At 37.0% G+C, this 21,696-nt stretch carries 30 protein-coding genes; 21 read left to right on the top strand and 9 right to left on the bottom strand.

Annotated features, from left to right (window positions below):
• Positions 1-43: 43 nt before the first annotated feature.
• The 9 genes from ACFX4N_RS23930 to ACFX4N_RS23970 form a co-directional block, all read right to left on the bottom strand.
• Positions 44-454, bottom strand: coding sequence for a thermonuclease family protein (locus ACFX4N_RS23930; RefSeq protein ID WP_377262823.1), 411 nt, complete (start codon positions 452-454; stop codon positions 44-46).
• A 100-nt stretch (positions 455-554) separates the two neighbouring features.
• Positions 555-2,243 (bottom strand): LAGLIDADG family homing endonuclease, encoded by a 1,689-nt coding sequence (locus ACFX4N_RS23935; RefSeq protein WP_377262826.1) that lies wholly within the window; start codon positions 2,241-2,243, stop codon positions 555-557.
• A gap of 18 nt (positions 2,244-2,261) precedes the next feature.
• Positions 2,262-2,720, bottom strand: a complete 459-nt coding sequence (locus ACFX4N_RS23940) for a hypothetical protein (protein WP_377262829.1) — start codon at positions 2,718-2,720, stop codon at positions 2,262-2,264.
• Positions 2,721-2,725: 5 nt separating this feature from the next.
• Positions 2,726-3,163, bottom strand: a complete 438-nt coding sequence (locus ACFX4N_RS23945; RefSeq protein ID WP_377262832.1) for a hypothetical protein — start codon at positions 3,161-3,163, stop codon at positions 2,726-2,728.
• 6 nt (positions 3,164-3,169) lie between these two features.
• Positions 3,170-3,970 carry a hypothetical protein gene (locus tag ACFX4N_RS23950; RefSeq protein WP_377262835.1) on the bottom strand — a complete coding sequence of 267 codons (801 nt, stop codon included), beginning with the start codon at positions 3,968-3,970 and terminating at the stop codon, positions 3,170-3,172.
• Positions 3,971-3,984: 14 nt separating this feature from the next.
• Positions 3,985-4,650 (bottom strand): hypothetical protein, encoded by a 666-nt coding sequence (locus tag ACFX4N_RS23955; protein WP_377262838.1) that lies wholly within the window; start codon positions 4,648-4,650, stop codon positions 3,985-3,987.
• A gap of 157 nt (positions 4,651-4,807) precedes the next feature.
• On the bottom strand, positions 4,808-5,512 hold the full coding sequence (locus ACFX4N_RS23960; RefSeq protein ID WP_377262841.1) for a hypothetical protein: 705 nt from the start codon (positions 5,510-5,512) through the stop codon (positions 4,808-4,810).
• 115 nt (positions 5,513-5,627) lie between these two features.
• Entirely contained in the window at positions 5,628-5,876 is a 249-nt protein-coding gene (locus ACFX4N_RS23965) for a Gp49 family protein (RefSeq protein WP_377262844.1), read from the bottom strand.
• A complete protein-coding gene (locus ACFX4N_RS23970; RefSeq protein ID WP_377262847.1) occupies positions 5,866-6,651 on the bottom strand; it encodes an LAGLIDADG family homing endonuclease in 786 nt (261 codons plus the stop codon). Before ACFX4N_RS23970 ends, ACFX4N_RS23965 begins: the two co-directional genes overlap by 11 nt.
• A 175-nt stretch (positions 6,652-6,826) precedes the next feature.
• Between ACFX4N_RS23970 and ACFX4N_RS23975 the strand changes: the two genes are divergently transcribed.
• The 21 genes from ACFX4N_RS23975 (at position 6,827) to ACFX4N_RS24075 (ending at position 21,691) form a co-directional block, all read left to right on the top strand.
• A complete protein-coding gene (locus ACFX4N_RS23975; protein WP_377262850.1) occupies positions 6,827-7,279 on the top strand; it encodes a hypothetical protein in 453 nt (150 codons plus the stop codon).
• Between the two features lie 210 nt (positions 7,280-7,489).
• On the top strand, positions 7,490-11,563 hold the full coding sequence (locus ACFX4N_RS23980; protein ID WP_377262853.1) for a hypothetical protein: 4,074 nt from the start codon (positions 7,490-7,492) through the stop codon (positions 11,561-11,563).
• Positions 11,564-11,665: 102 nt separating this feature from the next.
• Complete coding sequence (locus ACFX4N_RS23985) at positions 11,666-12,535, top strand: hypothetical protein (protein WP_377262856.1); 870 nt, start codon at positions 11,666-11,668, stop codon at positions 12,533-12,535.
• A 352-nt stretch (positions 12,536-12,887) separates the two neighbouring features.
• The gene (locus ACFX4N_RS23990) at positions 12,888-13,619 is read left to right on the top strand and encodes a hypothetical protein (protein WP_377262859.1); all 732 of its coding nucleotides are present in this window, start codon (positions 12,888-12,890) and stop codon (positions 13,617-13,619) included.
• 57 nt (positions 13,620-13,676) lie between these two features.
• Entirely contained in the window at positions 13,677-13,910 is a 234-nt protein-coding gene (locus ACFX4N_RS23995) for a hypothetical protein (RefSeq protein WP_377262862.1), read from the top strand.
• A gap of 119 nt (positions 13,911-14,029) precedes the next feature.
• The gene (locus ACFX4N_RS24000; protein ID WP_377262865.1) at positions 14,030-14,539 is read left to right on the top strand and encodes a hypothetical protein; all 510 of its coding nucleotides are present in this window, start codon (positions 14,030-14,032) and stop codon (positions 14,537-14,539) included.
• Between the two features lie 66 nt (positions 14,540-14,605).
• Positions 14,606-15,178, top strand: coding sequence for a hypothetical protein (locus tag ACFX4N_RS24005; protein ID WP_377262868.1), 573 nt, complete (start codon positions 14,606-14,608; stop codon positions 15,176-15,178).
• 731 nt (positions 15,179-15,909) lie between these two features.
• Complete coding sequence (locus tag ACFX4N_RS24010; protein ID WP_377262871.1) at positions 15,910-16,083, top strand: hypothetical protein; 174 nt, start codon at positions 15,910-15,912, stop codon at positions 16,081-16,083.
• Positions 16,080-16,298, top strand: coding sequence for a hypothetical protein (locus ACFX4N_RS24015; RefSeq protein WP_377262874.1), 219 nt, complete (start codon positions 16,080-16,082; stop codon positions 16,296-16,298). The genes ACFX4N_RS24010 and ACFX4N_RS24015 overlap by 4 nt, the downstream gene beginning before the upstream one ends.
• A 694-nt stretch (positions 16,299-16,992) precedes the next feature.
• A complete protein-coding gene (locus ACFX4N_RS24020; protein WP_377262877.1) occupies positions 16,993-17,379 on the top strand; it encodes a hypothetical protein in 387 nt (128 codons plus the stop codon).
• A gap of 206 nt (positions 17,380-17,585) precedes the next feature.
• Entirely contained in the window at positions 17,586-17,945 is a 360-nt protein-coding gene (locus ACFX4N_RS24025; protein WP_377262880.1) for a hypothetical protein, read from the top strand.
• Positions 17,946-17,959: 14 nt separating this feature from the next.
• Complete coding sequence (locus ACFX4N_RS24030; RefSeq protein WP_377262883.1) at positions 17,960-18,478, top strand: hypothetical protein; 519 nt, start codon at positions 17,960-17,962, stop codon at positions 18,476-18,478.
• Positions 18,460-18,738 (top strand): LPD28 domain-containing protein, encoded by a 279-nt coding sequence (locus ACFX4N_RS24035; RefSeq protein ID WP_377262886.1) that lies wholly within the window; start codon positions 18,460-18,462, stop codon positions 18,736-18,738. The genes ACFX4N_RS24030 and ACFX4N_RS24035 overlap by 19 nt, the downstream gene beginning before the upstream one ends.
• 12 nt (positions 18,739-18,750) lie before the next feature.
• Positions 18,751-19,077, top strand: a complete 327-nt coding sequence (locus ACFX4N_RS24040) for a hypothetical protein (protein ID WP_377262889.1) — start codon at positions 18,751-18,753, stop codon at positions 19,075-19,077.
• Positions 19,074-19,244: a hypothetical protein gene (locus tag ACFX4N_RS24045; protein WP_377262891.1), complete on the top strand. Its 171-nt coding sequence runs from the start codon at positions 19,074-19,076 to the stop codon at positions 19,242-19,244. The genes ACFX4N_RS24040 and ACFX4N_RS24045 overlap by 4 nt, the downstream gene beginning before the upstream one ends.
• 37 nt (positions 19,245-19,281) lie before the next feature.
• A complete protein-coding gene (locus ACFX4N_RS24050) occupies positions 19,282-19,662 on the top strand; it encodes a hypothetical protein (protein WP_377262894.1) in 381 nt (126 codons plus the stop codon).
• 23 nt (positions 19,663-19,685) lie between these two features.
• Positions 19,686-20,285, top strand: a complete 600-nt coding sequence (locus tag ACFX4N_RS24055; RefSeq protein ID WP_377262897.1) for a hypothetical protein — start codon at positions 19,686-19,688, stop codon at positions 20,283-20,285.
• A 177-nt stretch (positions 20,286-20,462) separates the two neighbouring features.
• Entirely contained in the window at positions 20,463-20,648 is a 186-nt protein-coding gene (locus tag ACFX4N_RS24060; RefSeq protein ID WP_377262900.1) for a hypothetical protein, read from the top strand.
• Between the two features lie 220 nt (positions 20,649-20,868).
• Positions 20,869-21,012, top strand: a complete 144-nt coding sequence (locus ACFX4N_RS24065) for a hypothetical protein (protein ID WP_377262903.1) — start codon at positions 20,869-20,871, stop codon at positions 21,010-21,012.
• Between the two features lie 30 nt (positions 21,013-21,042).
• Positions 21,043-21,342: a SpoVG family protein gene (locus tag ACFX4N_RS24070; RefSeq protein WP_377262905.1), complete on the top strand. Its 300-nt coding sequence runs from the start codon at positions 21,043-21,045 to the stop codon at positions 21,340-21,342.
• Positions 21,343-21,469: 127 nt separating this feature from the next.
• Positions 21,470-21,691 carry a hypothetical protein gene (locus ACFX4N_RS24075; protein ID WP_377262908.1) on the top strand — a complete coding sequence of 74 codons (222 nt, stop codon included), beginning with the start codon at positions 21,470-21,472 and terminating at the stop codon, positions 21,689-21,691.
• Positions 21,692-21,696: the final 5 nt, after the last annotated feature.

Consider the following 21,696-nt stretch of genomic DNA (forward strand, 5'->3'; position numbering starts at 1 on the left):
ATGTCAGGCGCTTCGGACCCGCTTGAGTCCTACTCTACTCACCCTATGCAGGGATTTCGATAGTCGTTGAACTTTCAAGTTTTTCTTGGATGTTTTTTTTATCAAAACCTAAATCTAACATTTGCTGATTAAGATTGATCCACTGTCCATCTACTTCATAATACAATTCAGCTAGGACGCGACCATATTTGTCACTTTCATCTAATTGTGTTTTAATTTCTACTTCTTTACCTAAGATACGGTTCCGAACCCATTGACCGATTTGTTTACCAATCGGAATCTCTTCATCGTATTTAAAACGACCAGGATATCTTTTGGTTTCGGGAGTATCAATTCGTAACATACGAAGTTCCATTTCATGTATGAATCGGAATCCTAAATCAACGGAAATAACGTATGTGTCACCGTCTTTTACTTCGATGACTGTTGCTTTGTAGTTATATAAATCTAACAATTATGCCGCCTTTCTCAAGAAAAAACTAGCTTAGCTGCTGATTAGCATATCCGTATCTCGCGACAGAGACTTAGCCTTCCAGCAATTCACCTGATTCGCACTATGCTGTCGCCAACATAGGGGACAAATTTTTATCCATGTAAAGCCAATCTGCACGTTGTCCACGAAGAGATCCACCTTCTGCACCAGAACGAGTACCTGCAGTGAACAGACGAATGATTGACTTGTTTTTAAATTCAATTACATAAGGGTTTTTAGTGATTGATTTGACGGATTCCATCAAAACGGGGTTGTTATCAAGGAAGGTTTTAAGTTGGTCAAAAATTAAGCGGGCTTGGTTATCATATGGAGTGGCAACAACACAAGCGGCTCCTTTTGTAATGCTTGTCCCACCGTTACAAGTGAAGGCCACCCATAACATGTGAGCGCACATTGTCCATGTATTGTGAACAATTATGTCCTCACAGACAAGATTGTGTGTTTCTGGAACGAACACATCATACGTTTGTCGTTTCCCTAGTGGAATAATTTCGACTACTTCTTCCCATAACACATCTGAAGTAATAAGATCATGTAGCATAGCCGACTGTAGATTTTCTGAATAAACACGAGCATTACTTAAAGAAATTCCTTTTTCAGTACGATAACGACGATTACCCTTTCCAACTACGTCAGATTTCTTTAATCCTTTAGCAATACGTTCTTCTTCGATATATTTCCATGTCTCTTTTGGTAAAGTTGGTTCAGAAGAGGTCATTTCTAATGCTCTTTCACGGATATCATCATAATCACGTTCTGGAGTTGCTAAGTGTTCAAGAAATAATAAAATAGAGGAACGGTGATAAACCATTAGGTGATAGTAAACCGATTCATTCATTTCTTTTTGTAGTAGGTTTGCTTGAATTCCGAAACGTAGAAGAAGGTGTTTGAGGTCTAAAGCGAATTGACGATGTTTCGTTGCATATCCAATTTCACAGATACGTCCTGCAAAGAACCATCCACCTGCTGAATATAAACTTCCTAAGAAGAATGCAAGGTGTTCTCTATCTAATTCATAGATAAAAGAAGGTATCTTTTTTTCTTGAATTTCTCGATAGAATTCAAATTGACTAAAATTGATTAGATAAATTGTAGCTTTCTTATGTCGTTCACGATATGTCGTGATATTTAGTTCTTCACATGATTCAAGCATTGTTTCTCTTACACCAGGATATCGTGCTTGGAAACTAATACTGTCTTTATTAAAGCGCCCTGCCGCTAACATATAAGCAAGAACACGTAACTTGTGCTTATCAACTTGTTTTGTTCCGTAGACCGGTAAAAGTTTAGGAGTTGCGATACTTTCTCCAATTCGAAGAGCATCTACCTCTTTCCATCCATCTACTGTTAACACTGGATGGTTACCAGTTAAAACAACTCGTGCGCCATGTTTTGTTACAACAGAAAATGTCTCTTTAATTCCGTTGTCTTCAATAAAGAATGCTTCACTATTTTCTAATTTATAGGATTCATTTAGCGTAAGTAATGGTGTAGCGCTCCCATCCTTCTGCTGTTCAAACAGTTCTTTTACCGTTTGATATTGTCCTGTGTTCGGATTAATAATTCGTTGATTCTCTTCAATACATTTACCGATACGACGGCCACATCTTAATACTTTACGGTGATGAGGATGTCGAAGGATCTGTTCCTGATACCATCGAGGTTTTTCACCTAGATGGTGTTCAGCCCATTTAACAGGATCACGGATAATGTCGAGCATTTCTTGATCGTACTTTGTAAATCTGCTCATACTTCTTTCTCCTTTTCTTTAATATCTTCTTTGCGAATACGGATTGAGGATTTGAGCCTCTCCACCCAAAGCGCTTCTTGCATTCATTTTGCTTCCTTGGATGGCTTGTACCGCTGCTTGTCTCATGGTTTGTGCTCGTTGAGTGTCAACATAGTTACCACCAACTTGATTGTTATAAGCATACTGAGCATTCCACCATTGTTTCTTTTGATAGTTGAATTGCTGAAAACCCCAGTAAGCATCTTTTGCTATACTAGCAGCTGTTAATGTACCAAAAATAAGAGGGTTAGAGGCAGAAAGGACACCGGTAACGCCAGCTTTCATGGCTGAAGTTCCTAAGTCGTCTCCACCAGATACATTCATAACAGTATCAAGTGCAAACATTCCGACACCGACTTTACCAGCACCAGAAAGCTTGCTACCGCTCGAAAGCATACTACCTACTTTTCTAACAGCCCCTACACCTATACCAGCCATTTACATCAACCCTTTCTCATATTGTGCAGACCAAAAACAATACTTCCATCTGCATTCAGATTTTTAGGTGCACGATCTTGTCCAACACCGTCATACATCATAATGTCCGGTGCTCCAATTTCTTGATAGTCATTCATCGTTGCTAGTTTAAGAGGTGTGATAGTTTGTTTTTGTAGACTTTGATACATGGATTGTCCACCTAGATAGGCTCCACCTAAAGCTGCAGCATGGACTGGATTAAGCTTTTTACCTGTATAAAAGTTTGCTAAGTTCTTTTGAACTTCGCCATCTTTATTTTTCACATCGATAAATGTTGTCTTAGCAACTTTTTTAGCAGCTTTTACAGATGTCTTTTTTACGGGTTCTGTTGCCTTGCTCATACCTTTTTGAGTACCTTGCAGTCCAATCTTAGCGAGATTTCTTACCCCATTAACGAAAGCCATTACTTATCACCCCTTTTGGTTCTTGTACAAGCCGTTATGTGCTATATTTTGACGATTCATTTGACTTGCTTTTAACACCTTTTCTAATTGTCTAGAGACTCCACCTTGGCGCATACCGGCATTCCCTGCCATTGTATGAGCTTGATAAGTTTGCTTAGTAGTAGAAGCTATATGTTTAAGATTACCTTTTATAGAGCCTGCATTAGCGTGTGTAGCGGCCTTTAAACCTTGGTAGGTTCCACCTGCCATAGCACCTCTTACAAATCCAGTCTTAGCCGCTTCCCAAGGATCGTTACCTTGCAACGCAGCAATTCCACCAGAAACAGCGGCTGAAGCAGCAGATGCTTGGAAAGTTCCGATAGCCGCACTCTTCATACTTCCTTTTGCTCCTAAATTTGTTCGAGCTGACTTAAATAGAGTACTAGCTGTAGCACCAATACTAGGAAGTAATTTTTCATTTGCTTTAATTCCATCTAAACTACTTACTCCCTTATCAAATTCTTTTTCGGATTTTTGACGTTCAGCAATTTTACGTTCACTTCTATTCAGTGTTCCTATAGGTTTAGAAGTTTCTCTTCGCATTTTTACTGCATCATCGACCATGCTATCTAGAACTTTATTTGAAGTACCAGATTTGTTAAGTGCCTGGTTTAAATGGCTTGCAGTATTATGCCCATTAGAAGTTTGCTTGATAGGGACGTTAACGGTTTGTTTTCTATTAAATGTACCAGTAACTTTTTCAGCTAAGTCAGGATTTTTCATTAGCTGTTTTTCAAATAAGTTTATAAATCTTTGTGATACTGCCACGAACTACGCCACCTTTAATTAAATTTGGCATTACCCATTTTGTAATGACCAGTCCTAGCGTTAAATAAATCCATGACTATCTCCCCTTGATCAATATGACCGTATGAGTATTGCTTGTTTTTCTGTTTTTGTTTCTTTCTTCTTTCAGCAAATTTTCTCTCTTCACGACGTTTTAGTTCTTCTGCTTCGAGATGATCGCCGGCACGTTGACCTACATCTAAAACAGTGGCGGCACCCATAGCATATAGTCCGATTTTCAAAGCATTGGCTGCTCTTCCTCCACCGGCTATCATCTTCCTGCGAACTCGGACATCTCTTGCTACTCTCTCCGACTCACTAAGCACTTCTCCTTTTACTAAATCCTGTACAGTTTGAGTTTTTAGTAAGTGTTCAGCACCATAGGATAAACCAGCGGCAAGGGCACCAGTCTTCAATCCTTTAGCAGTAGATGAAACTAAATCATCATCTTCTCCATCTATCACTGATTTTGCTAGACCGACTCCTACCGCACCTAATGCGATTCTCCTTTGATTCTTCTTTAGGAATTTAGAAGCGGCTTTTGTGTCGGGAACATTTGTCTTAACATGAGGGTTAGTGCGGGTTTCAGTGGACTCATTGTAGGAATGTGTGGTGTCATCTACTTTGATTTTGTTTACAACAGGCTTTTGTTGTTCAGCCACTAACTATCACCTGCTTTCTGTGGGAGATAAAAATGATTTGACTTAGCGCCGCTAATCAGAGCGTTACCAAACGTCTTCGACAATTGATTCCTCGCGCTGGGAAAACATCCAGCACGATTAATGCAATTCTAAAAGATTTTTTGTTAAGGCTGAGGGTTTATCCTTCGACCTCTTCGTAATCTGCATCAAAGATTTGTCCTGGCTTCATAGTAGAAGCAACTTGTGACATAAGTTGAGCAGCATACGAACTTGGATCGAGTGTGAGGGTTAATTTATCTCCAGCTTTATCAGAACGTGTAGAGTGCATCAATTGAAGAACTTTGTGTTTCTTCGTCATGATCTTCTCTTTATATTCCGCTGCCTTAGAGATTTGAGGAGCTGTGATTTGTTGACCATTTTCAGTTACAGTTACAATCACATCTTCAATGAAGTCACCTTGTAAAGCAATTTTGTTTTCAGCTCTAAAAAGCTGTACGTCATAGTCCACTAAGTCTTTGACTAATCCCATATCAACGATATCCTGTTCATTAATATTGAATTCGTTCTTGTATTCTTCAAAACGCTTCAAAACAAGACCAATCTCCAATGGACAACGTGAACCACTAGGGTCCATTCCTCCTGATAAGAGAGGACATACCTCTGCATAAGGACACTCTTCTCCTTTGCACATCATAGGAATAGCTGCATACAATCCATGTTTAGTATTGTAAATCTCCATAGATTGAGCAATCATACCTCTTGTTTCATTAGACACTTTCCAAGTTGAAGGTAACTCTATTTCATTCATAGCTCTCATCTTCAACTGTTCTGGTGTCTCAACATCAATTTGACGTAATTCTTCCATACGTTTCTCTACAGACATTTCTACGGGCCTCCTTTTCTCCTGACCTGTTATCTTGTTGTAATAAGTTACTGATTCAATGCTTGTTGTTCGTCAAAAAAGAAACTAGTGTTTTCCACGCTCTTTGTTCCTGACCTTATACCATTTGAGATTGTCTTACATAGCCTACAATGTCAGCTACTCTTTTAAGTGCATCTTTTGTAGCCCAATACACACCAATTTCACGGTCATAATCATCTGGATCTACGCAAGCAGATGTACCAACTACCTCATAGCCATTCTCCATAGTAAGACATACAATTGTTGTCTTTCTCCCAAGTCTAGCTGAATGAGAAGCCAATACCCATTCATCGTAAAGGTACTGCTCATGCTCATCAAACTTCAACAAAATCCCCCCTTCCTCCATTCCTGTTCTCATGCCATACCGTAACCACTCGACGAATTTTTCTCAATAAAATACTTCCCACTTCTCTTTTCCTGACTGTTAACACAAATAAAAAAGCCAAAGCTTTCTCTCCAGCCTTGGCAAATGAACATTCCTCATATAGTTTCTTTTTTCGTTCCATATAGATGGTTGCATCTTTGTACATTACATCGGCTAATTTAACCGTATCTCGTTGATAATAGCGCATTTGGTAGTACTGTCCCCGGCCACTTTTCCGTCTATCGATGTGCTGGACATTCGCGTGCTTCATTCCTAACTCATGAACTACTCCGCTCAACTGTTCAGCGAACACTCCACTTCCTGTCGCAAATCCAGATATAAGGCGTCTCTTCCCATTTTTCCACGCTTCATAAGTGAAGTAACCATTACCGTCAAAGTATCCTCTCACAAAGTGACGTAAAAATTCCGAAGGAATTCCAACAGGAAACTTCTTATCAAGGGATTTTCGCTCAATTAAGCCAAATGAACGTAACTTCTTAATCATACGGGGTTTTGAAAAACCAGTAGAATAGCTACCTTTGTACTCACTAATTGCATATTCGGATTTCATTACGCGATTAATCTTTTCAACGATTTCTTTATCATTACTACAAAAAGAAACACGATAATTGTTTTTATTCTTCGTTAGGCACCCATCTGCCCATATGTAACCCAATACGTATGCTGACTCCTCCGTCCACGTATCGAAAAACTCCTCGTTAATACTTTTAACCATTTTTTCATCACCTCGGTGATAACACAACCATTAGCGCATATATTGTCAATAGGTCTAGTAAAACCGAAGGTTTGATAGATTCGATAACGCTTTCCTAACTACTCTATTCGTTCCTGACTCGAAGCCCTATATAGGGATTAATTTTTAATATTTTTTGAGCCGCAAGGTGGTATATATGGGTTCTTATGAGTGGTCTTTCGCTGGCCACCCCTATGGACTACAAACAAATATGAAATGGAGAGTTTCGATTATGACTAACAACAAAATGACAGGTAAAGAGATCAAAGCATTAGAGGTTCAAGTAGCAAAGGCAATGGGATTAGATAAGGTAAGTCTTGTTCGTTCTGAGGATTACAAAGCAGAGAATAAAGTAGTTGAGCTACCTAATATGCAACAGCCTAAGAAAGAAGGTATGTTAACTAGATTCGGTAAGTTCATGGATGCAACACTAGATAAGATGGAGAACCCATCTAAGATTAAGCTAGTAGATAAGGCATTAGACTTCTTCTTCCCTGAGTCTAAGGAAGTTGAGTATGAGATTGAGGGTCATTACGAGCACCACAAGATGGATACAGAGAAGGAAGGCAATGTAGTATACCTAAGCCGTGACTTCAAGAATAAGAAGTAAGCAATAGAGACTAGGGGTTATTCCCCTGGTCTTTTTTATTTTATCTGTATAGGGATGTGTATCCCTACTGATGAGTCCAAGAGGACGAAACAGATTATAGGTCTAGCTCCTGACCATGTAAATGAGAGCATATGAAAGGACATTATCATGACAAACACTACTATCGCTACACAACAATCAACTACTACTAACACTAAAGGAGAGGTTCAAATGACAAAGAAAGAAGTAGTATTCTCAACAGGTAATTTAAATGTAGTACAAGGTGCATCAGTTAAGATTGCTGAAGCACTATCTAGCATGGGTATTAACGCACTGCTATTCTCACAATTCATTGGTAATAACGCTAAGGCCCTTACTGTAGATGCACGTCGTAACAAGTTCATTGTAGTAAAAGAAGATAATACGGAACTAGCTATTCAGTTCTCTTCTGCTACAGGTAAACAAATCATTGATTACTTAATGGTTATTGTACCTACACTATTCCCTAAGTTCATGGAATCAGCAGAGTACCAAGCTCTAGAAAGCCTTAATCTAAAAGGCCGTCTTACTGCTAAGGCTAAGATCAAAGGAAAGAAAGTACGTGAGACTGTATTAATGGCTGCACTAAACATGGGTGATATCTATGTAGTAGATAATGGCGTAGTACTAGGTAAACTAGTAGACTTCGATACAGAAGAACTACTTAATCAAGTAATGGTGGAAGTAGAAGTTGAGGACAACAAGAAATATGCACTTCGAGAATCAATCAACTTCTATATTGCTAAAGATACTGATGTAGCTAACCTTAATAGCATTAGCTCTTTATATCAAAAGATGTCTGGAAGTTTAGCGGCTTATCGCTTTGCAACTGCTAAAAAGAAGAAAGCTCAAACGATTAATGTTTTAAAAGAGTACAAAAAAGACGGAATGGTTATGCAAATCGAAGAACCACAAAAAGCGATTGTTTTAGATGAGATGTGTACTTTTGATGGTTCTCGTTCTTTACCATTTGGCGAAGAAGTAAACGGTGCTGTATTAAAATCTGTTTTCTCTAAAGTACTTGTTGTTGATCAAAAAGATGGCGTATTGGAAATCGGTAGCAATATCTCTAATATGGAAACATTCTCTTACACAACTTATGCAAAATCTATGTCTCAAGCTCGTTCAAACGGTGCTGTAGGATTTAAAACATTAGATGATATCATTCTTTACTTCTTGGGAACTGGTCAAGATGAATTGGCTTATGCTAAGAAGCACTATGAGAAAGATGCAGAAGGAAACAAAGTTGCAACTGAATTTCATGTAATGGATGTAGCTAAAGCTTACAAACGTTTCATGTTAGCAGGGTCTAATGGTCTTAACGCTGATAAAGGTCTACTTAACTCTTTCAGCAATAAACCAAAAGTAGAATTCATTCCGGCTGGTAAAAAGAATGTAATGGGTGAAATTAAACCTGCTTATATCGTTCTTACAAATAAGAAAGGTGAAACATTCACTATTGCTCTTATTAACGAGTTCTACTCTCAAATTGAAGCTGGTCAAGACTTCCTGCTAAACGTATTAGATGAAAACAATGCATTTGTAGGAGTTGAAAGATTTAATCACTGGAATAATGAATTAGCAACTAAGCTTCTTAAGCGTAACCTTACAGATGGTCAAGGATGGCACTCTTCTCGTGTAACTGAAGCTTTACGTTCTTCAGGTGTAATTAATGGTTTTGATGCATTCCAATTACGTGTATCTAATGCTGTTAAAGGTGCTTCATTAGAGTTTAATCCAATTTGTGAATTATTCGGCGCAGATCTTATCCTAACAGAAGGTATGGTAAAAGCTGAAGAAATCGTAGCTGATATTAAGAAGAATGGATTCCAGTTATTCGTTGTTGGTCAACGTAAAGATGGTAACGATGGAATCTGGGCTGCATCTCAAGCTACTCAACAAATGGGCTTAACTGTTGAAGAATTACAACAAGGTGTTACAAATAGTGTTGGGTTTGTTAAGAATGCTATTGTAGAGAATCAATCTAACGATATCCTTACTATGCTTAATGCAACTGATGAAGAAAATGAGAATGAGTTTGTTGCTACTGATTTTGTTCGTCTATCTCAAGAGTTTGGTGATGTACTGGATGAGCAATACATTAAGGACCAAGTGGTTAGCTTAGGAATTAAGAAGCTTAATAAACTATTAGATGCAAAACTATTTACTGAAAAAGCTCGTACTCGTTACATGTTCTCTGATGTATTTGCTATCTACAATGCTGCTAAGGATGGCCGCTACACTGTAGTTAAAGAAGATGGAGTTCTTAACCCATATGAAGTAATTGCTCCTTCTAAGAAAGATGGAGAGTACTTCCTTGAACTAGGTAAAGCAATCTCTGTTCGTTTCCCTGTTACTGTTACTCATGAGATTCCAGTGGTTACTGCTGTACATTCTGATGAGTACATGGAATTTGTTAAGAAAGGTTTATGGCAAGGTGTTACATTCTTTGACGCATTCTCTTGGGTTGTTGCTCAACAAGCGGGTGCTGACCATGATGGTGATACTTCTGCTATTATCTTTGATGAATTAATGGTTAATGCTCGTATTCGTCAAGAGTCTAAACTATATGGTAAAAATGTAATCCTTCCTTTTATTGATGCTTATGTAAAATATGAAGATGGAGTAGCTGTTGAATTTGATGGTGGTTGCCCTGAATATGTAACAGAAGTATCTAAGAGCAAAAAGATTGCTGATAAAGAAGTTGTAATGAATGGATTCAAGGTTGTTGGTAATAAAGTATTCTACGATTTAAATGAATTTAAAGGTGAAAATGCTAGTAATCGCCGCCGTGAATTCTTAGAAGTAGTTGCTAAACTATCTCAACGCATTACTGTTGATACTATTGAAGCAAGCCTAATCGGTGTTATTGCTAACCGTGCTATGATCTTAACGGATCTATTAACACGTACTGTTCTAACTGCTGAAGAACGTAATTCTATTGAAGTTGATTTAATTAATTTATGTGCTGCTGGAAGATGGGAGATTGACCGTCCAAAACATGGTGGTGCATATTTAGAAATGCCTTTAATGGAAGCTCTATTCGCTAAGTTCGATGCTCTTATGTTCAGTGAAGAAGAAATGGAATTAACTGATGATGCTAAACGTGAGAAATTAGTTGAAGAGAAAGGTATCTATCACCACATCTTTAGCGAAGTTGTAGTAGAAGGCAAATTAGTAGGATTTAGAGTAGTAAAACCACAATGGTTAGCTTCTCAAAAGGATGAGTATGGCACAAGAAACATGGATAGTGCTTATCAAGTTGTATTCGGTACAAGAGAGCGCAAAGAAAATAATCCAAGCTTCTCTGAACTATCTATTGAGTTCTTATGTGAAACATTTAAAGTAGGTCACAGTGATGTAACCAAGAATAATATTCGTCGTCATGTTCTTAGCAACATGGAAGTTACTCATACTGATATTAATCAATTAAAGGTTTATGTAGAAGGTCTTTACAATGCATACATGCAAAAAGAGAATACTCGTAGTAATGCAGAAAACCTATTCCGTAAAGCTAAAGAACAAGAACTTAAGGAAGCTGGTTTATTCGCTAAGAAGAATATGTACTCTCTTACTAAAGCTAAAAAGACTGCTAAACTTAAGGCTCAATTTGAAAACGAATTAGCAGCATTCAGTAATGCTCGTGACTTATACAAAGCTGAATTCCGTAAAGCTATGTATACTCTTGCTAAAGATACTAGTGCAGATGTTCGTTCTCTTGTTGGTGTACTATACCTTATTGTTACAGGTACAAAAACAAATGGTAAAGCAGCTTACCGTCAAGATGGTCGCGAATATCGCTTTGTACCATCTAATGGTTTCATTGCTTTACCATTCGAAGTGTTTGCGGAAGAAATGAATTCCCTGATCTCTGGAAAAGTTTCTGAGACTTACTTCGTTCCACAAGATTTAACGTTTACTCTTTTACAATCTAACCTAGTTGAGCAAGTAGTTCCCGCTACTCAATCAAATCAGGTTAAGGTTCGAGTATTAAACCCGAATGCAAATCTAGTAAACAAAACTGTTGCTGTTAATCGTACAGTAACTGTAGCAATTAAACATGAGCAACAAAAAGATAGTGTTCGTCCTGTTATGTATTTCTTAAACAAAGGCGTTCAGGTTGCTAACGAAATGGAAGCAACTCGTGAAGATTCAGCGTATATCGGTTTTGCCCCACAAAACTTCTATGCTGGCGTCTTCAACCTAACTGTTCAAGAAATATCATTTGACAAGACTGGCGAAACTGCAATTGTTCGCTTCATGTAATAAACCATCGATTTACAAATCTATAACAATATAGATCTGAGGGTAGTGCTACCAACACTACCCTTTTATTATATCAGAAAATAAAAGGAGAGAAACAAAATCATGACAAACCCAAATGAATTATTTGCTATGTATGTAACAGCATTAAACACTCAACACCAACAGGCTTTAGAACAACAAGCTAAGCTGGCTACTCAATATCAGCAAGCTCTTAACAAAGCATTCAACCAAGCTATGAAAGAGCAACAACAATCAGTTATACAGAATTCAGTTGATAGCTATAACACAATTCAACAGTTAATGAAGCAAGAGCAAGTTTCTGTGTCACTAGATACAACTCCTGTTCAACCAGTTATGCCTATTATTCCAGAACCAACACCAATGGTTTCTGCAGAGCCATTTATTGAGGACACTATTGAAGCGCCAAAGGAACAATCATTTGATATGCAGGTTATTATTGAGAAACCTTGTGCTACTTGCCCTTTCGCCGCTACTTGTGAAATTAAGGACACTCATAAGATTTCTGAACAATGTGGTGTATCAACAATGAAGGATACTGCAATGCTTTCTGGAGACATGGAGATTCATGTACTTGTAGATGAGGTAACAAAGAAAGAAACCTTGAACGTTTATAAGAACAATCAATTTGTAGGTACTGTAGCAAAAGTACGTGAGAATAGACCGCTTATTGCTGAGTTAGAAATGTACGAGAATGTAGTGGTTCATGTTACTACTCAATTACACAAGACTGCTACTAGACCTTCTGCTCTTGGATCTATCTATACAAAGTTACATGCACAAGTTGTTAATGTATCCGAACTACCAGAAGTAACTGAAGAATCAAAGCCGGTTGATCCAGTCCAATCAATTCAATCACCAGAGAATAATGATCTACTTGCAGGCTTAGAAGAAACTATTCTTAATACTGATGAAGTAACAATTGATCTTGGTGAAATGGTATTACCTATTTAACAGTACGCTATCTGTCCGTCTCTTTTGTATTTGTGAATTAATGCCTTCGGCCCTTGCCGTCGGCTCCTGCCGTATCCGAACGTCAAGATGCTGCCGCATTTGACTCGGCACTACATTTTAGGGGAATCCCCTTCTTTCTACTGAACGTCCCCTTTTTTATCCTAAAACCCACGGGGGTTCCACCCTATCTCTCTAAGGTCAAAAGAATATGTGAGATGGATGAACGCGTATATCCCTCTGCACTAGAAGGTTGCCACATTCTCTTGTTCTGAATTGAAAAACTGATTAAGGGTTACCACCCTTTCTTTTTTTGATTTAAATAAATTTATTATTGAAATGGAGAGATTTTATTATGACAACTCAAACAGCTACAGTAGAAAACCAAGTACAAGGACAAACACAAGCAGGAGGTCAATCAAGACGTTCTTCTAATCCGTTCTGGTACCGTCAAAACTCAGGTTATTTATTAGGCGTTACATCAGCACCTAGTAATCCTGCAATTGGAGTAGACGATATTATCTTACGAGATGTTACACCTGCTCAAATGGAGCATAACTTCTTGTATAATGGTACGCTTCGTACTGCTATTGGAAGTATCTCATTCCAAGTAAAAGTGTCACAACACAATGCTCCGTATGTACAAACTATCTCTACTGAAATTGATAAGGAGAAAGGTGAGTATTGGGAGCACATTAACCTAACTCCACAGGTTAAGGCACAAATCTTACGTTATGTTGACGCAAGACAATCAGGTCAGGTGCCAATGCAACAGCCTATGATGGGTATGCAACAAAATCCTTACGCTATGCAACAGAACCCGTATGGTATGCAACAACCAATGATGGGTATGCAACAGAATCCATATGCAATGCAACAACAAATGGGTTATCCTCAGCAACCAATGATGGGTATGCAACAAAACCCAATGTTCGGTATGCAACAACAGCAACAGCCAATAGGTATGCAACCACAACCTCAGTATGGTCAACCAGCTCAGACTTTTGTTCCTCCTACTGCACAAACATTAGGAACGAACACTCAGGTTGAAGTAGCAAATGTTGATGAGGATGATTTACCAGTATGATGAAAGGGTTTCACCGCCCTTTCTTTTTTTATTGATTAAATATAAAGGAGAAATCTAATGGGGACTGTTAAAAGAGATAAGCAATGGTTTGATGATGTTAATGTACCTACGCGTTCTTACAATAAAAGTTTAGGTTTAAAAAATATTAAGGTTTATCCTCCTACTCCAAGACAACAAGCATACGATATAGAATGTACGTGTGTTTTATTCTTGGTGTGTGGAACGATTACTGTATCTATTGCAGAATCAAGGCAAGGTACATACTATATTATTCCGCCGGGACAAATTTAAAGCGGTAACGATTATTATCAGCCTGTTCGTTTGGATTATGACTTAATGGGACAGGTTTTAAAATATGCAGAAAGCGTAAACTTCGGAAGAGAGGTGACGCGATAAAAGGAGAAATATAAATGGTTATCAGTAATGGTTGGGAAATCGTATTAAACATTGGTTTTGGAGTTATCGTTTTACTTATCTTATTATCATATGTGTTATCTTCAGCAAAACAAGAAGTTAGTGCTACTTTATCTAATACTTCTAAGTTTGAACGTATCAACGATATTGAAGGTTGTTTATATGTAGATGGCAAAAAGATAAAAACATATGATTACGGTGCGTTCACTCTAGATAAACAAGTCGGTGTTAAACTTTACAGTGATGCAGACGGTTCCGTTATTGTCACAGATATTGAATACTACAATCAATCTATCTATGCTTTTGCACCACTAGGTCTTACATATCGAGACAAAGCTGATTTTGCTATTCAAACATTAAAGCATAAAGCTCACCAAGGAGAAATACCAATGGACCTAGTTGATGAAATCGAAGAAGTTATTCTTGAGATAGATACGTTAAACCGCTACATATATGAAGGCAAAGTTAAAAAACTACGTAACGATGACTTTGCTTGGGTTTGTTAATACGAGGGCTGCCGCCCTCTCTTTTTATGTTTACTAATTATGATGAATGAACGGGGAGATTTTAAAATGAATAACTTATACCAACAAATGCAACAGGATATCGCTAACACTGCAAACAATCTAATGACACAAATGATTTGTGCGGATAAAGGTATTGATATTAATCAGTTGTATGCTAATGCACAACAAGCTCACTTACAAAGTATTATGCAAGCTGAACAGCAACGTCAAATGAATCAAGCTGTTAAACGTTACTATCAAGGTAATAGCGGTTCTTTCTTTTCTAAGCTACGTGACGCATTTGCACCAGAACCAGCAACGATGGGTATGCCAGGTCTAATGCCACAACCTATGATGGGTATGCCAATGCAACCTATGCCAACACAAGAACCTATGATTCAACCACAATCACCACAGGATGTAGCTCAGCTGTTACAACAAAACAATAATGAACGTATGGATAAAATCGAAGAAAAAGTTAATGGCATGGAACAGTTGTTAACGACAATTGCTACTGCTTTAGGTGCTAACCAACAAGTACAACAGCAACCACCAGCACAACAGTTTCAGTCACAACCACAGGTAACACCACAAATGAATCAATCACCACAGTTTCAATATAATGGTGAACCAGTATAAGAGTAGGGATCTCCCTGCTCTTTTTTTAAAACTTGAGCACTACCGACGCCGGCATAGTTTTAGGAAATCTCCCCTTTTCAAAACTATGACTACCGACGCTCATGTTGATTGTAGATATCCGAGTTTATTTGTCTGAGGGTATTTACATTCAATATAGAGGAGGTTACGTTGTGTCGGGCTCTCATATTACAGGAGGAAATTATTATGATGTTAGCTTCAGGATTAGTTAAAACATGGATGGGAACGAGCTTGGTTCTCGAAACAACACTCACAGCAATTACATGGGCAGTTCAACCGCTACCTTTTCAGATATGGTCCGTTGGCTGCTTAGTTGTAGATGCGTTTATCCTTATCAGAGAGTGTATCCTTCGACCAGTCAGAAAGAATGTTAGTCAATACCCTACCTATTCATACAGACCACAACCTGCATTTAACATGGGAGTACTACTTTAATAGGAAGATTATCTCCATGATTCAATACCAAACTAGAATAACCATTGTCGAGCAGGATACTCAGAACTATTACATTGGCCTGGAGTTTTACTACTCGGATCATGACACGAGTACCTATAATCGATTAACCAAGAATTACTCAACCTATGAAGAAGCGGAGCAAGCATTCAGGTCATTAGAAGACCTAGGTTATCTTGATCCCGCTCTATATAGCACAAAAGCCTTATAGGGGCTGCCGCCCTATCTCGTTTCGATTACCTATATAAGGAGGAGAACCAATGGCTACACTTACATTAGAAGTATTAACCTTTACCTGTTCATACCCTGGATGCACCAAAGATGTATCCGTCATGGACATACTTTGCAAAGAGCACGACCAAACCGTCGTTACCCAATGTAGCGATATGGAACCTATTGTCATTGACTATATAGAAGGAGCTGACCACCAATGAAACAAGTCGTTGTCCTAGGACACCACAACCAAACTAACCAGTACTTAACCTTTGTAGTAGAAGGCACCATCACGTCACCCGCTACGGTAAACCTAAGTGATCCAGATTTAACTTTGTACGTAGCGGAAGAGTTGATTGAGACAGGAAACTCTTTATCGTGGATGACCCCTGAACAGCTAGAATCACCGTCTACTACCCGCTTACAGTTTCAGTAACACAAATACCCTAGCGGAGAACGAAATCGCACAGACAGGCTAAACAGAGGCTTTTTCAGATTCGCTTAATACACACATCCTCGATGGGGGTAAAGCGGGTTAATCCCCTCTTGTCTTACACTCATCACTTAGGTTATGTTCAAGGGTTTGTCCCCTTCTCCTACGTTAATCTAGGCATAAGGTTATGTATTCTCACTATATGGGGTAAAGACACTATATAAGGCTTTCTCTATATAGAAGGATGACTATCTCACGTTTATCCCTATATAGAAAGACATCACCTATATTAGTTTCGGTAGACCTTGGTTAATCCTTAATCATAGGACAAAGCTTGTAATATCAAGGTTTCGTGCTAGTTGAGGTTAATCCAATGTCCTCGTTACTCTATATAGGTTAATCATTATTACTTATGTTCTTTATCTATATAGTGGTACATGTTAATGACTATATAGTGGCTTATATATAAGTTCATATAGTTGTAGGTTATTAGTTCTATATAGTGATTGTTCATTTATTAGATATCTATATGGAAGGGTTATCAAAGGACTATATAGAAACATTTTATATATAAGGTGAAGTGATACATTAATACGCCGGGGATTTTTCCCGCCCACTATATAAGAGGCATGTTTTTAATGTTTTTCGGTGCGTTTATAAAATTTTTTGACTATAATTTACGATTGGACGTGTTTATATGAAGAAAGATTATACAATTGAATTACTAGTTAATGGTTCCCATATAGAGGATAGTCCTATTACTATCTCTAGTATAGATAAGAATAAATTTAGTGATATGTTACTGGTTGTAGAAGTTGCAGAACATATAGTTCAAGAATCATTATCTTATGAGGTTGACTTTACATTACGTGTATTTGCCGGCGACAGTATTATCTTTGATTCTTATCAGTCTCTTTTAGATTATGAAAAGAAACATCACATTGTAATAGAGGAGAATGAACATTCATTCCCTTTTACAGAGAGTGACTTTTGCCTTCCTATGTATGTTAACGGAATTTATTATAATGGTAAGTTAAAACCCGAGATGATTCCGAATGTGGAGAACAACCATGAATTGTGTTGATTGTATTCATATGCGTAGAAGAGATAGCTATAAGGGAACATGCAATATAGGGAAGTTTCCAGTATATCCACATGTTTTAGCTATTCACCCTAAATGCCATTTAAAGATAAATAATATTAAAGTTGTGAAAATTCGCAAACATAAAATTAGAAAGCCGCGTCGAAAAATAACTTATGCTTAATTAGCATAAAATTGGAGGAATGAATTTGTCTAAGAAAAAGACGTTACCCGAAACAATTAAACCTGGTATGACCGTATATATTGTATTACCTTGTCCTTACATTAAAGAAAACGTAGGTATTGAGGAAACTAAATTAAAGTTTACTACCCTTCTCCCCACTTTAGAGTGCTCATATGATTCATTCTTTGATGCAATTAAAATGGAGAAAAAGGATTGGATAAATGGCGAAGAGATTTTCTTTGTAGAGAAAGAAGCATTTGCTTATGCAAAACGTAAGTATCCTTATAAAAATCTCGTAGAAATAAAATATAGAGATCCAAAGATCAAACAGGAAGATATTAATATATTTGAACAAAGAACTAATTTCGGTAATTTTTCATTTTAAAAGGAGTGCTATATATGCCAAGACAAATCCGTGTATTAAATCAACGAGAATATGACATGAGTTCCTATACTAAACAAGCACATAGGAAAGCTGTCCACCTATTTGAATCTCATAAAAATGCTAACATCAGACTTAATGAATTGAAAAAGAATTACTCTCTTGGTTGGATGATTGAAGACCAAGAGGAGATTCTTTCTTATCAGAAGGAAAAGCGTGAACTGATGGAACTTGTTCGCCTCACTGAAGATCAATTGATTGCATTAGATAGGGATTATAGAAGTCATAAAGGTTTCTCTTTTCGTAAGATTATTCACCCACTTGTTAGATTTATCATAAGCAAAGGTTTTCCTTATTTATTAGGTGCAGTATATTTAGGCGGCGCCTCTTATCAATATATATATCCTGTTGTGCCCACCAATGATTGCTTAAAGATTATAGCTGGTGGGCTTATTTTAATGGCTTTCCGAACTATTTTAAGACATCAACGTAAAATTAGATTAAAGGAGCGTGCTGCATGGAACAACAAGCTCTAGGTCATATTGCTGGCGTACCAGTAGTTACGATTACGCCCTTTCGTATAACTAAAGATAAACAAATTAAAGGATTGTTCTACTATAACCTTCGCCACGATGAAGAATATGTAGACGATCCTTTTTCATTGGAGAAACATGTATGGAGTTGTCACTACTGTACAATTGCAACCTCTAAGCCTATTGCTTCTCTTGAGGATAACAGCTTAGAGTGGATTGAAGTTACTGAACAAGATAAACAATTACTAGCTAAGTATTATTAGGAGGAATTTAATATGAGTAAGCACCACACATTTACGCCGGGACCTTGGAATATTGGGAGAATTCCTACAACTGTTATTTCACCAAATACTGTAGAAACCACTCGTAAGTATACTGGTTCTCCAGATGGTGGAGTAAATGATGTAGAACACTATGGAGGTAGCCTTATTGCTGAAAGTGTTCTCCGCAGAGAAAATGCTCATTTAATTGCAGCGGCTCCGAATATGTACGATGTATTAGTAAACCTATTAGCTGTTGAGGAAGACCACGAACTGGAGTGTGTTATAGAAGAAGCTAAGAAAGCAATAGCAAAGGCAAATGGTTGGGGGTTGCTATTATGATTATGTCTCACCTTACCGTAGAACAACACCAAGCATTGGTAAAAGTATTAGAAGGTCTTACTACTAATGGACGTCCACGTATGGAGCTTATGGCCTTAATTGAAGAGTATGATTTATTAACATTAATAGGAAAAAAATATTACTCTAAAAATATTACTAAATCCTAGATATTGTTATATATTTAGTTAATAAGGAGGACTATTTGTGGAATATTTCGTTGCTGATCTATATGAAGAGAACAAAAGATATTCTATTAAACATATCATCATATTCACAAGAAATTTGAAATGGAATATTAGCAATGTTTTGCTCAATAAAGATAATGCCGCAATAGAATATTGGAATCAAAGAGATATGATTGACCTATCTCTTAAATCTTTTGAAGCAAACATTCTATATCTTAAAGAACATCAAGCATTTGAAGATGACACCTTAGAGATTTGGTCTGATTCTTTAAAACATTTCAAAGGTATGTGGGAAGGTATTTTTCATCTAATACATAAGGAGTTCGGTAATCAATTCCGTTTAGAAGATGAAGAATTTGTACGACGCGAAATGGAATACGATGCGTGGTTAGTAGACTAAGAAAATAAGGGAGAGTCATTACTATGAAAAAAATTATGGGGTTCATTAAAAGACGTTGGAGCTATATTGTAGTTGCTATTATTGCATTAATTATTGGTGGCGCTGGTGGTCCATCACAAGATGAATACGATAAGTTGAAAGATAAGAACATTGAGTTAACTGGTGAAACTGTTTTACAGCAGGATAAGATTGATGAATTACAGGAAAAGATCGATAAGGCTGCTCCTCTATTCGAGCTTTCTGATACAGAGATTGCAAATAAAACAAAAGAAGCTGAGGCTAAACAAGCTGAGTTAGATAAACAAGCTGAAGCTAAACAGGCTGAAGAAGAAAAGAAACAAGAAGCCGAAGCCGCTGCAGCATTAGCTGAAAAAGCTAAAACATTTACTGCTGGTAAATACATTGTTGGTCGTGATATTGATGCTGGCACATATGATGTAAAAGCAACAAGTGGTCAAGGTAATTTTTCTGTTCAAAACTCTTATGATTTAAAGGTAAATGAAATGTTTGGTGTTGGTGATTCACAATACTATAACGATCAAGTTAAGAATGTTGAATTGGAAGATGGAGATGAAATTGAACTAAACAATGGCTTGCGTGTTAATTTCACACCAATACAATAAACTAGATTCAAACACAATATGTTACTTATTAATGTATTGTGTTTTATTTTGGTTAATAAACCTATATTCCCTTTTATTTTAGAGGAATACCCTATTATAAATTAAAAATAACTAATATGTATTAGATTCTCCTTCCTTTTGGTTGGGGATTTTTCAATTCAAGGAGGTGATTAACGGATGGAAGAAATCAGAATTCAATTTGATACTGACAATGATGCCTTTAAGGAACCTTTTAAAGATGGAGAAATGGCTAAGGTTGTTGCTAAATTAGCACAGCACTTAAAACATGGTGAACGCCCTACAAATATTTATGACACTAATGGCGTTGGAGTGAAAATCATTTATAGCCAATTAGACTCATAATCTACGACACTTTCTCATATACTCCTAAAAAATGACTACTGGAGGTTATTATGAAGAAGAAGAAACGTGAAGGCGAATCAACTATTAAGCATAAGCCTCGTATGGGTGAACCATCTACTAAACGTAAAACAAGAAATGCAAAATTAAAAATTAGCTAGTGTGCTTATAAAGGGTTGAGATTCCTATCTCCTCCCTTTTTTATTTAACTGGAGGTGATTCTTTGGCAAATGAAAAGGATCAAGAAAAAGAAGTTATTGTACAACCTAAATTAGTCAGTCTTACTATGAAGGAAACAATTAGACATTTACGCGAACAAGCTGGTCTTAATGAATACTTCATAAAACATACAAACATAACATATTAAATTAAATTTATTTTAAGGAGAGATTTTGAGATGAAACACGAATTAGTTATTACTGACATTAGATTAAAGATTAAAGCTGGAGGAAATATGAAAGCAATATGCACAATCATTGTGAATGATCTATTAGCTATAAATGATATTCGCGTTATAGAAAATAGAGATAGACAATTACTTGTTGCTATGCCCTCTAAGAAAATGCATAACGGGAGCTTTAAAGATATGGCTAACCCTGTTAATCCTGAAGCACGTAGAATTATTGAAGAAGCTGTTTTAGGTGAATACAATAAGCAAATTGCCTTGAATGAAGACCTGTTCAAACTTATTGGATAATAGGACTTTCAACTAATATGTATTACTTTAAATTTTATTTTAGGGGAATTCACTATAATATATTTTATTTGAGTGTTTAAAAACAATATATCCTACATTCCCCTAAATTAAAGGGAGATAACCTAAATTGTATGAGAAAAAAATAAAAAAGATGTATCGTATTTTTGATACATTATATGAGTTTAGAGTGATTGCAGAGTTATTGGAGGATGGTAAAGACGCAGTTAAGGAAGTCTATGCAGTTATCTTTACAGAAGATGATGCCTTTGAGGTTTCTTGTGAACTTGCTAGTATATTTGATACGTATGAAAAGGCAGTGGCTGATTTAAACGACTATAATGAAGCATAAAGAAA

The sequence above is a fragment of the Priestia sp. YIM B13551 genome (assembly GCF_042787905.1).
Classification (GTDB): Bacteria; Bacillota; Bacilli; order Bacillales; family Bacillaceae_H; genus Priestia.

Coding starts and splice junctions, on each gene's coding strand:
- ACFX4N_RS24060 (WP_377262900.1), top strand. CDS start 20,463: ATGGAAGAAATCAGAATTCAATTTGATACTGACAATGATGCCTTTAAG.
- ACFX4N_RS23995 (WP_377262862.1), top strand. CDS start 13,677: ATGGGGACTGTTAAAAGAGATAAGCAATGGTTTGATGATGTTAATGTA.
- ACFX4N_RS23940 (WP_377262829.1), bottom strand. CDS start 2,720: ATGGCTGGTATAGGTGTAGGGGCTGTTAGAAAAGTAGGTAGTATGCTT.
- ACFX4N_RS23935 (WP_377262826.1), bottom strand. CDS start 2,243: ATGAGCAGATTTACAAAGTACGATCAAGAAATGCTCGACATTATCCGT.
- ACFX4N_RS24000 (WP_377262865.1), top strand. CDS start 14,030: ATGGTTATCAGTAATGGTTGGGAAATCGTATTAAACATTGGTTTTGGA.
- ACFX4N_RS24045 (WP_377262891.1), top strand. CDS start 19,074: ATGATTATGTCTCACCTTACCGTAGAACAACACCAAGCATTGGTAAAA.
- ACFX4N_RS24070 (WP_377262905.1), top strand. CDS start 21,043: ATGAAACACGAATTAGTTATTACTGACATTAGATTAAAGATTAAAGCT.
- ACFX4N_RS24035 (WP_377262886.1), top strand. CDS start 18,460: ATGGAACAACAAGCTCTAGGTCATATTGCTGGCGTACCAGTAGTTACG.
- ACFX4N_RS24055 (WP_377262897.1), top strand. CDS start 19,686: ATGAAAAAAATTATGGGGTTCATTAAAAGACGTTGGAGCTATATTGTA.
- ACFX4N_RS23975 (WP_377262850.1), top strand. CDS start 6,827: ATGGGTTCTTATGAGTGGTCTTTCGCTGGCCACCCCTATGGACTACAA.
- ACFX4N_RS23945 (WP_377262832.1), bottom strand. CDS start 3,163: ATGGCTTTCGTTAATGGGGTAAGAAATCTCGCTAAGATTGGACTGCAA.
- ACFX4N_RS23985 (WP_377262856.1), top strand. CDS start 11,666: ATGACAAACCCAAATGAATTATTTGCTATGTATGTAACAGCATTAAAC.
- ACFX4N_RS24005 (WP_377262868.1), top strand. CDS start 14,606: ATGAATAACTTATACCAACAAATGCAACAGGATATCGCTAACACTGCA.
- ACFX4N_RS23990 (WP_377262859.1), top strand. CDS start 12,888: ATGACAACTCAAACAGCTACAGTAGAAAACCAAGTACAAGGACAAACA.
- ACFX4N_RS23980 (WP_377262853.1), top strand. CDS start 7,490: ATGACAAAGAAAGAAGTAGTATTCTCAACAGGTAATTTAAATGTAGTA.
- ACFX4N_RS24015 (WP_377262874.1), top strand. CDS start 16,080: ATGAAACAAGTCGTTGTCCTAGGACACCACAACCAAACTAACCAGTAC.
- ACFX4N_RS24020 (WP_377262877.1), top strand. CDS start 16,993: ATGAAGAAAGATTATACAATTGAATTACTAGTTAATGGTTCCCATATA.
- ACFX4N_RS23970 (WP_377262847.1), bottom strand. CDS start 6,651: ATGGTTAAAAGTATTAACGAGGAGTTTTTCGATACGTGGACGGAGGAG.
- ACFX4N_RS23960 (WP_377262841.1), bottom strand. CDS start 5,512: ATGTCTGTAGAGAAACGTATGGAAGAATTACGTCAAATTGATGTTGAG.
- ACFX4N_RS24010 (WP_377262871.1), top strand. CDS start 15,910: ATGGCTACACTTACATTAGAAGTATTAACCTTTACCTGTTCATACCCT.
- ACFX4N_RS24040 (WP_377262889.1), top strand. CDS start 18,751: ATGAGTAAGCACCACACATTTACGCCGGGACCTTGGAATATTGGGAGA.
- ACFX4N_RS24030 (WP_377262883.1), top strand. CDS start 17,960: ATGCCAAGACAAATCCGTGTATTAAATCAACGAGAATATGACATGAGT.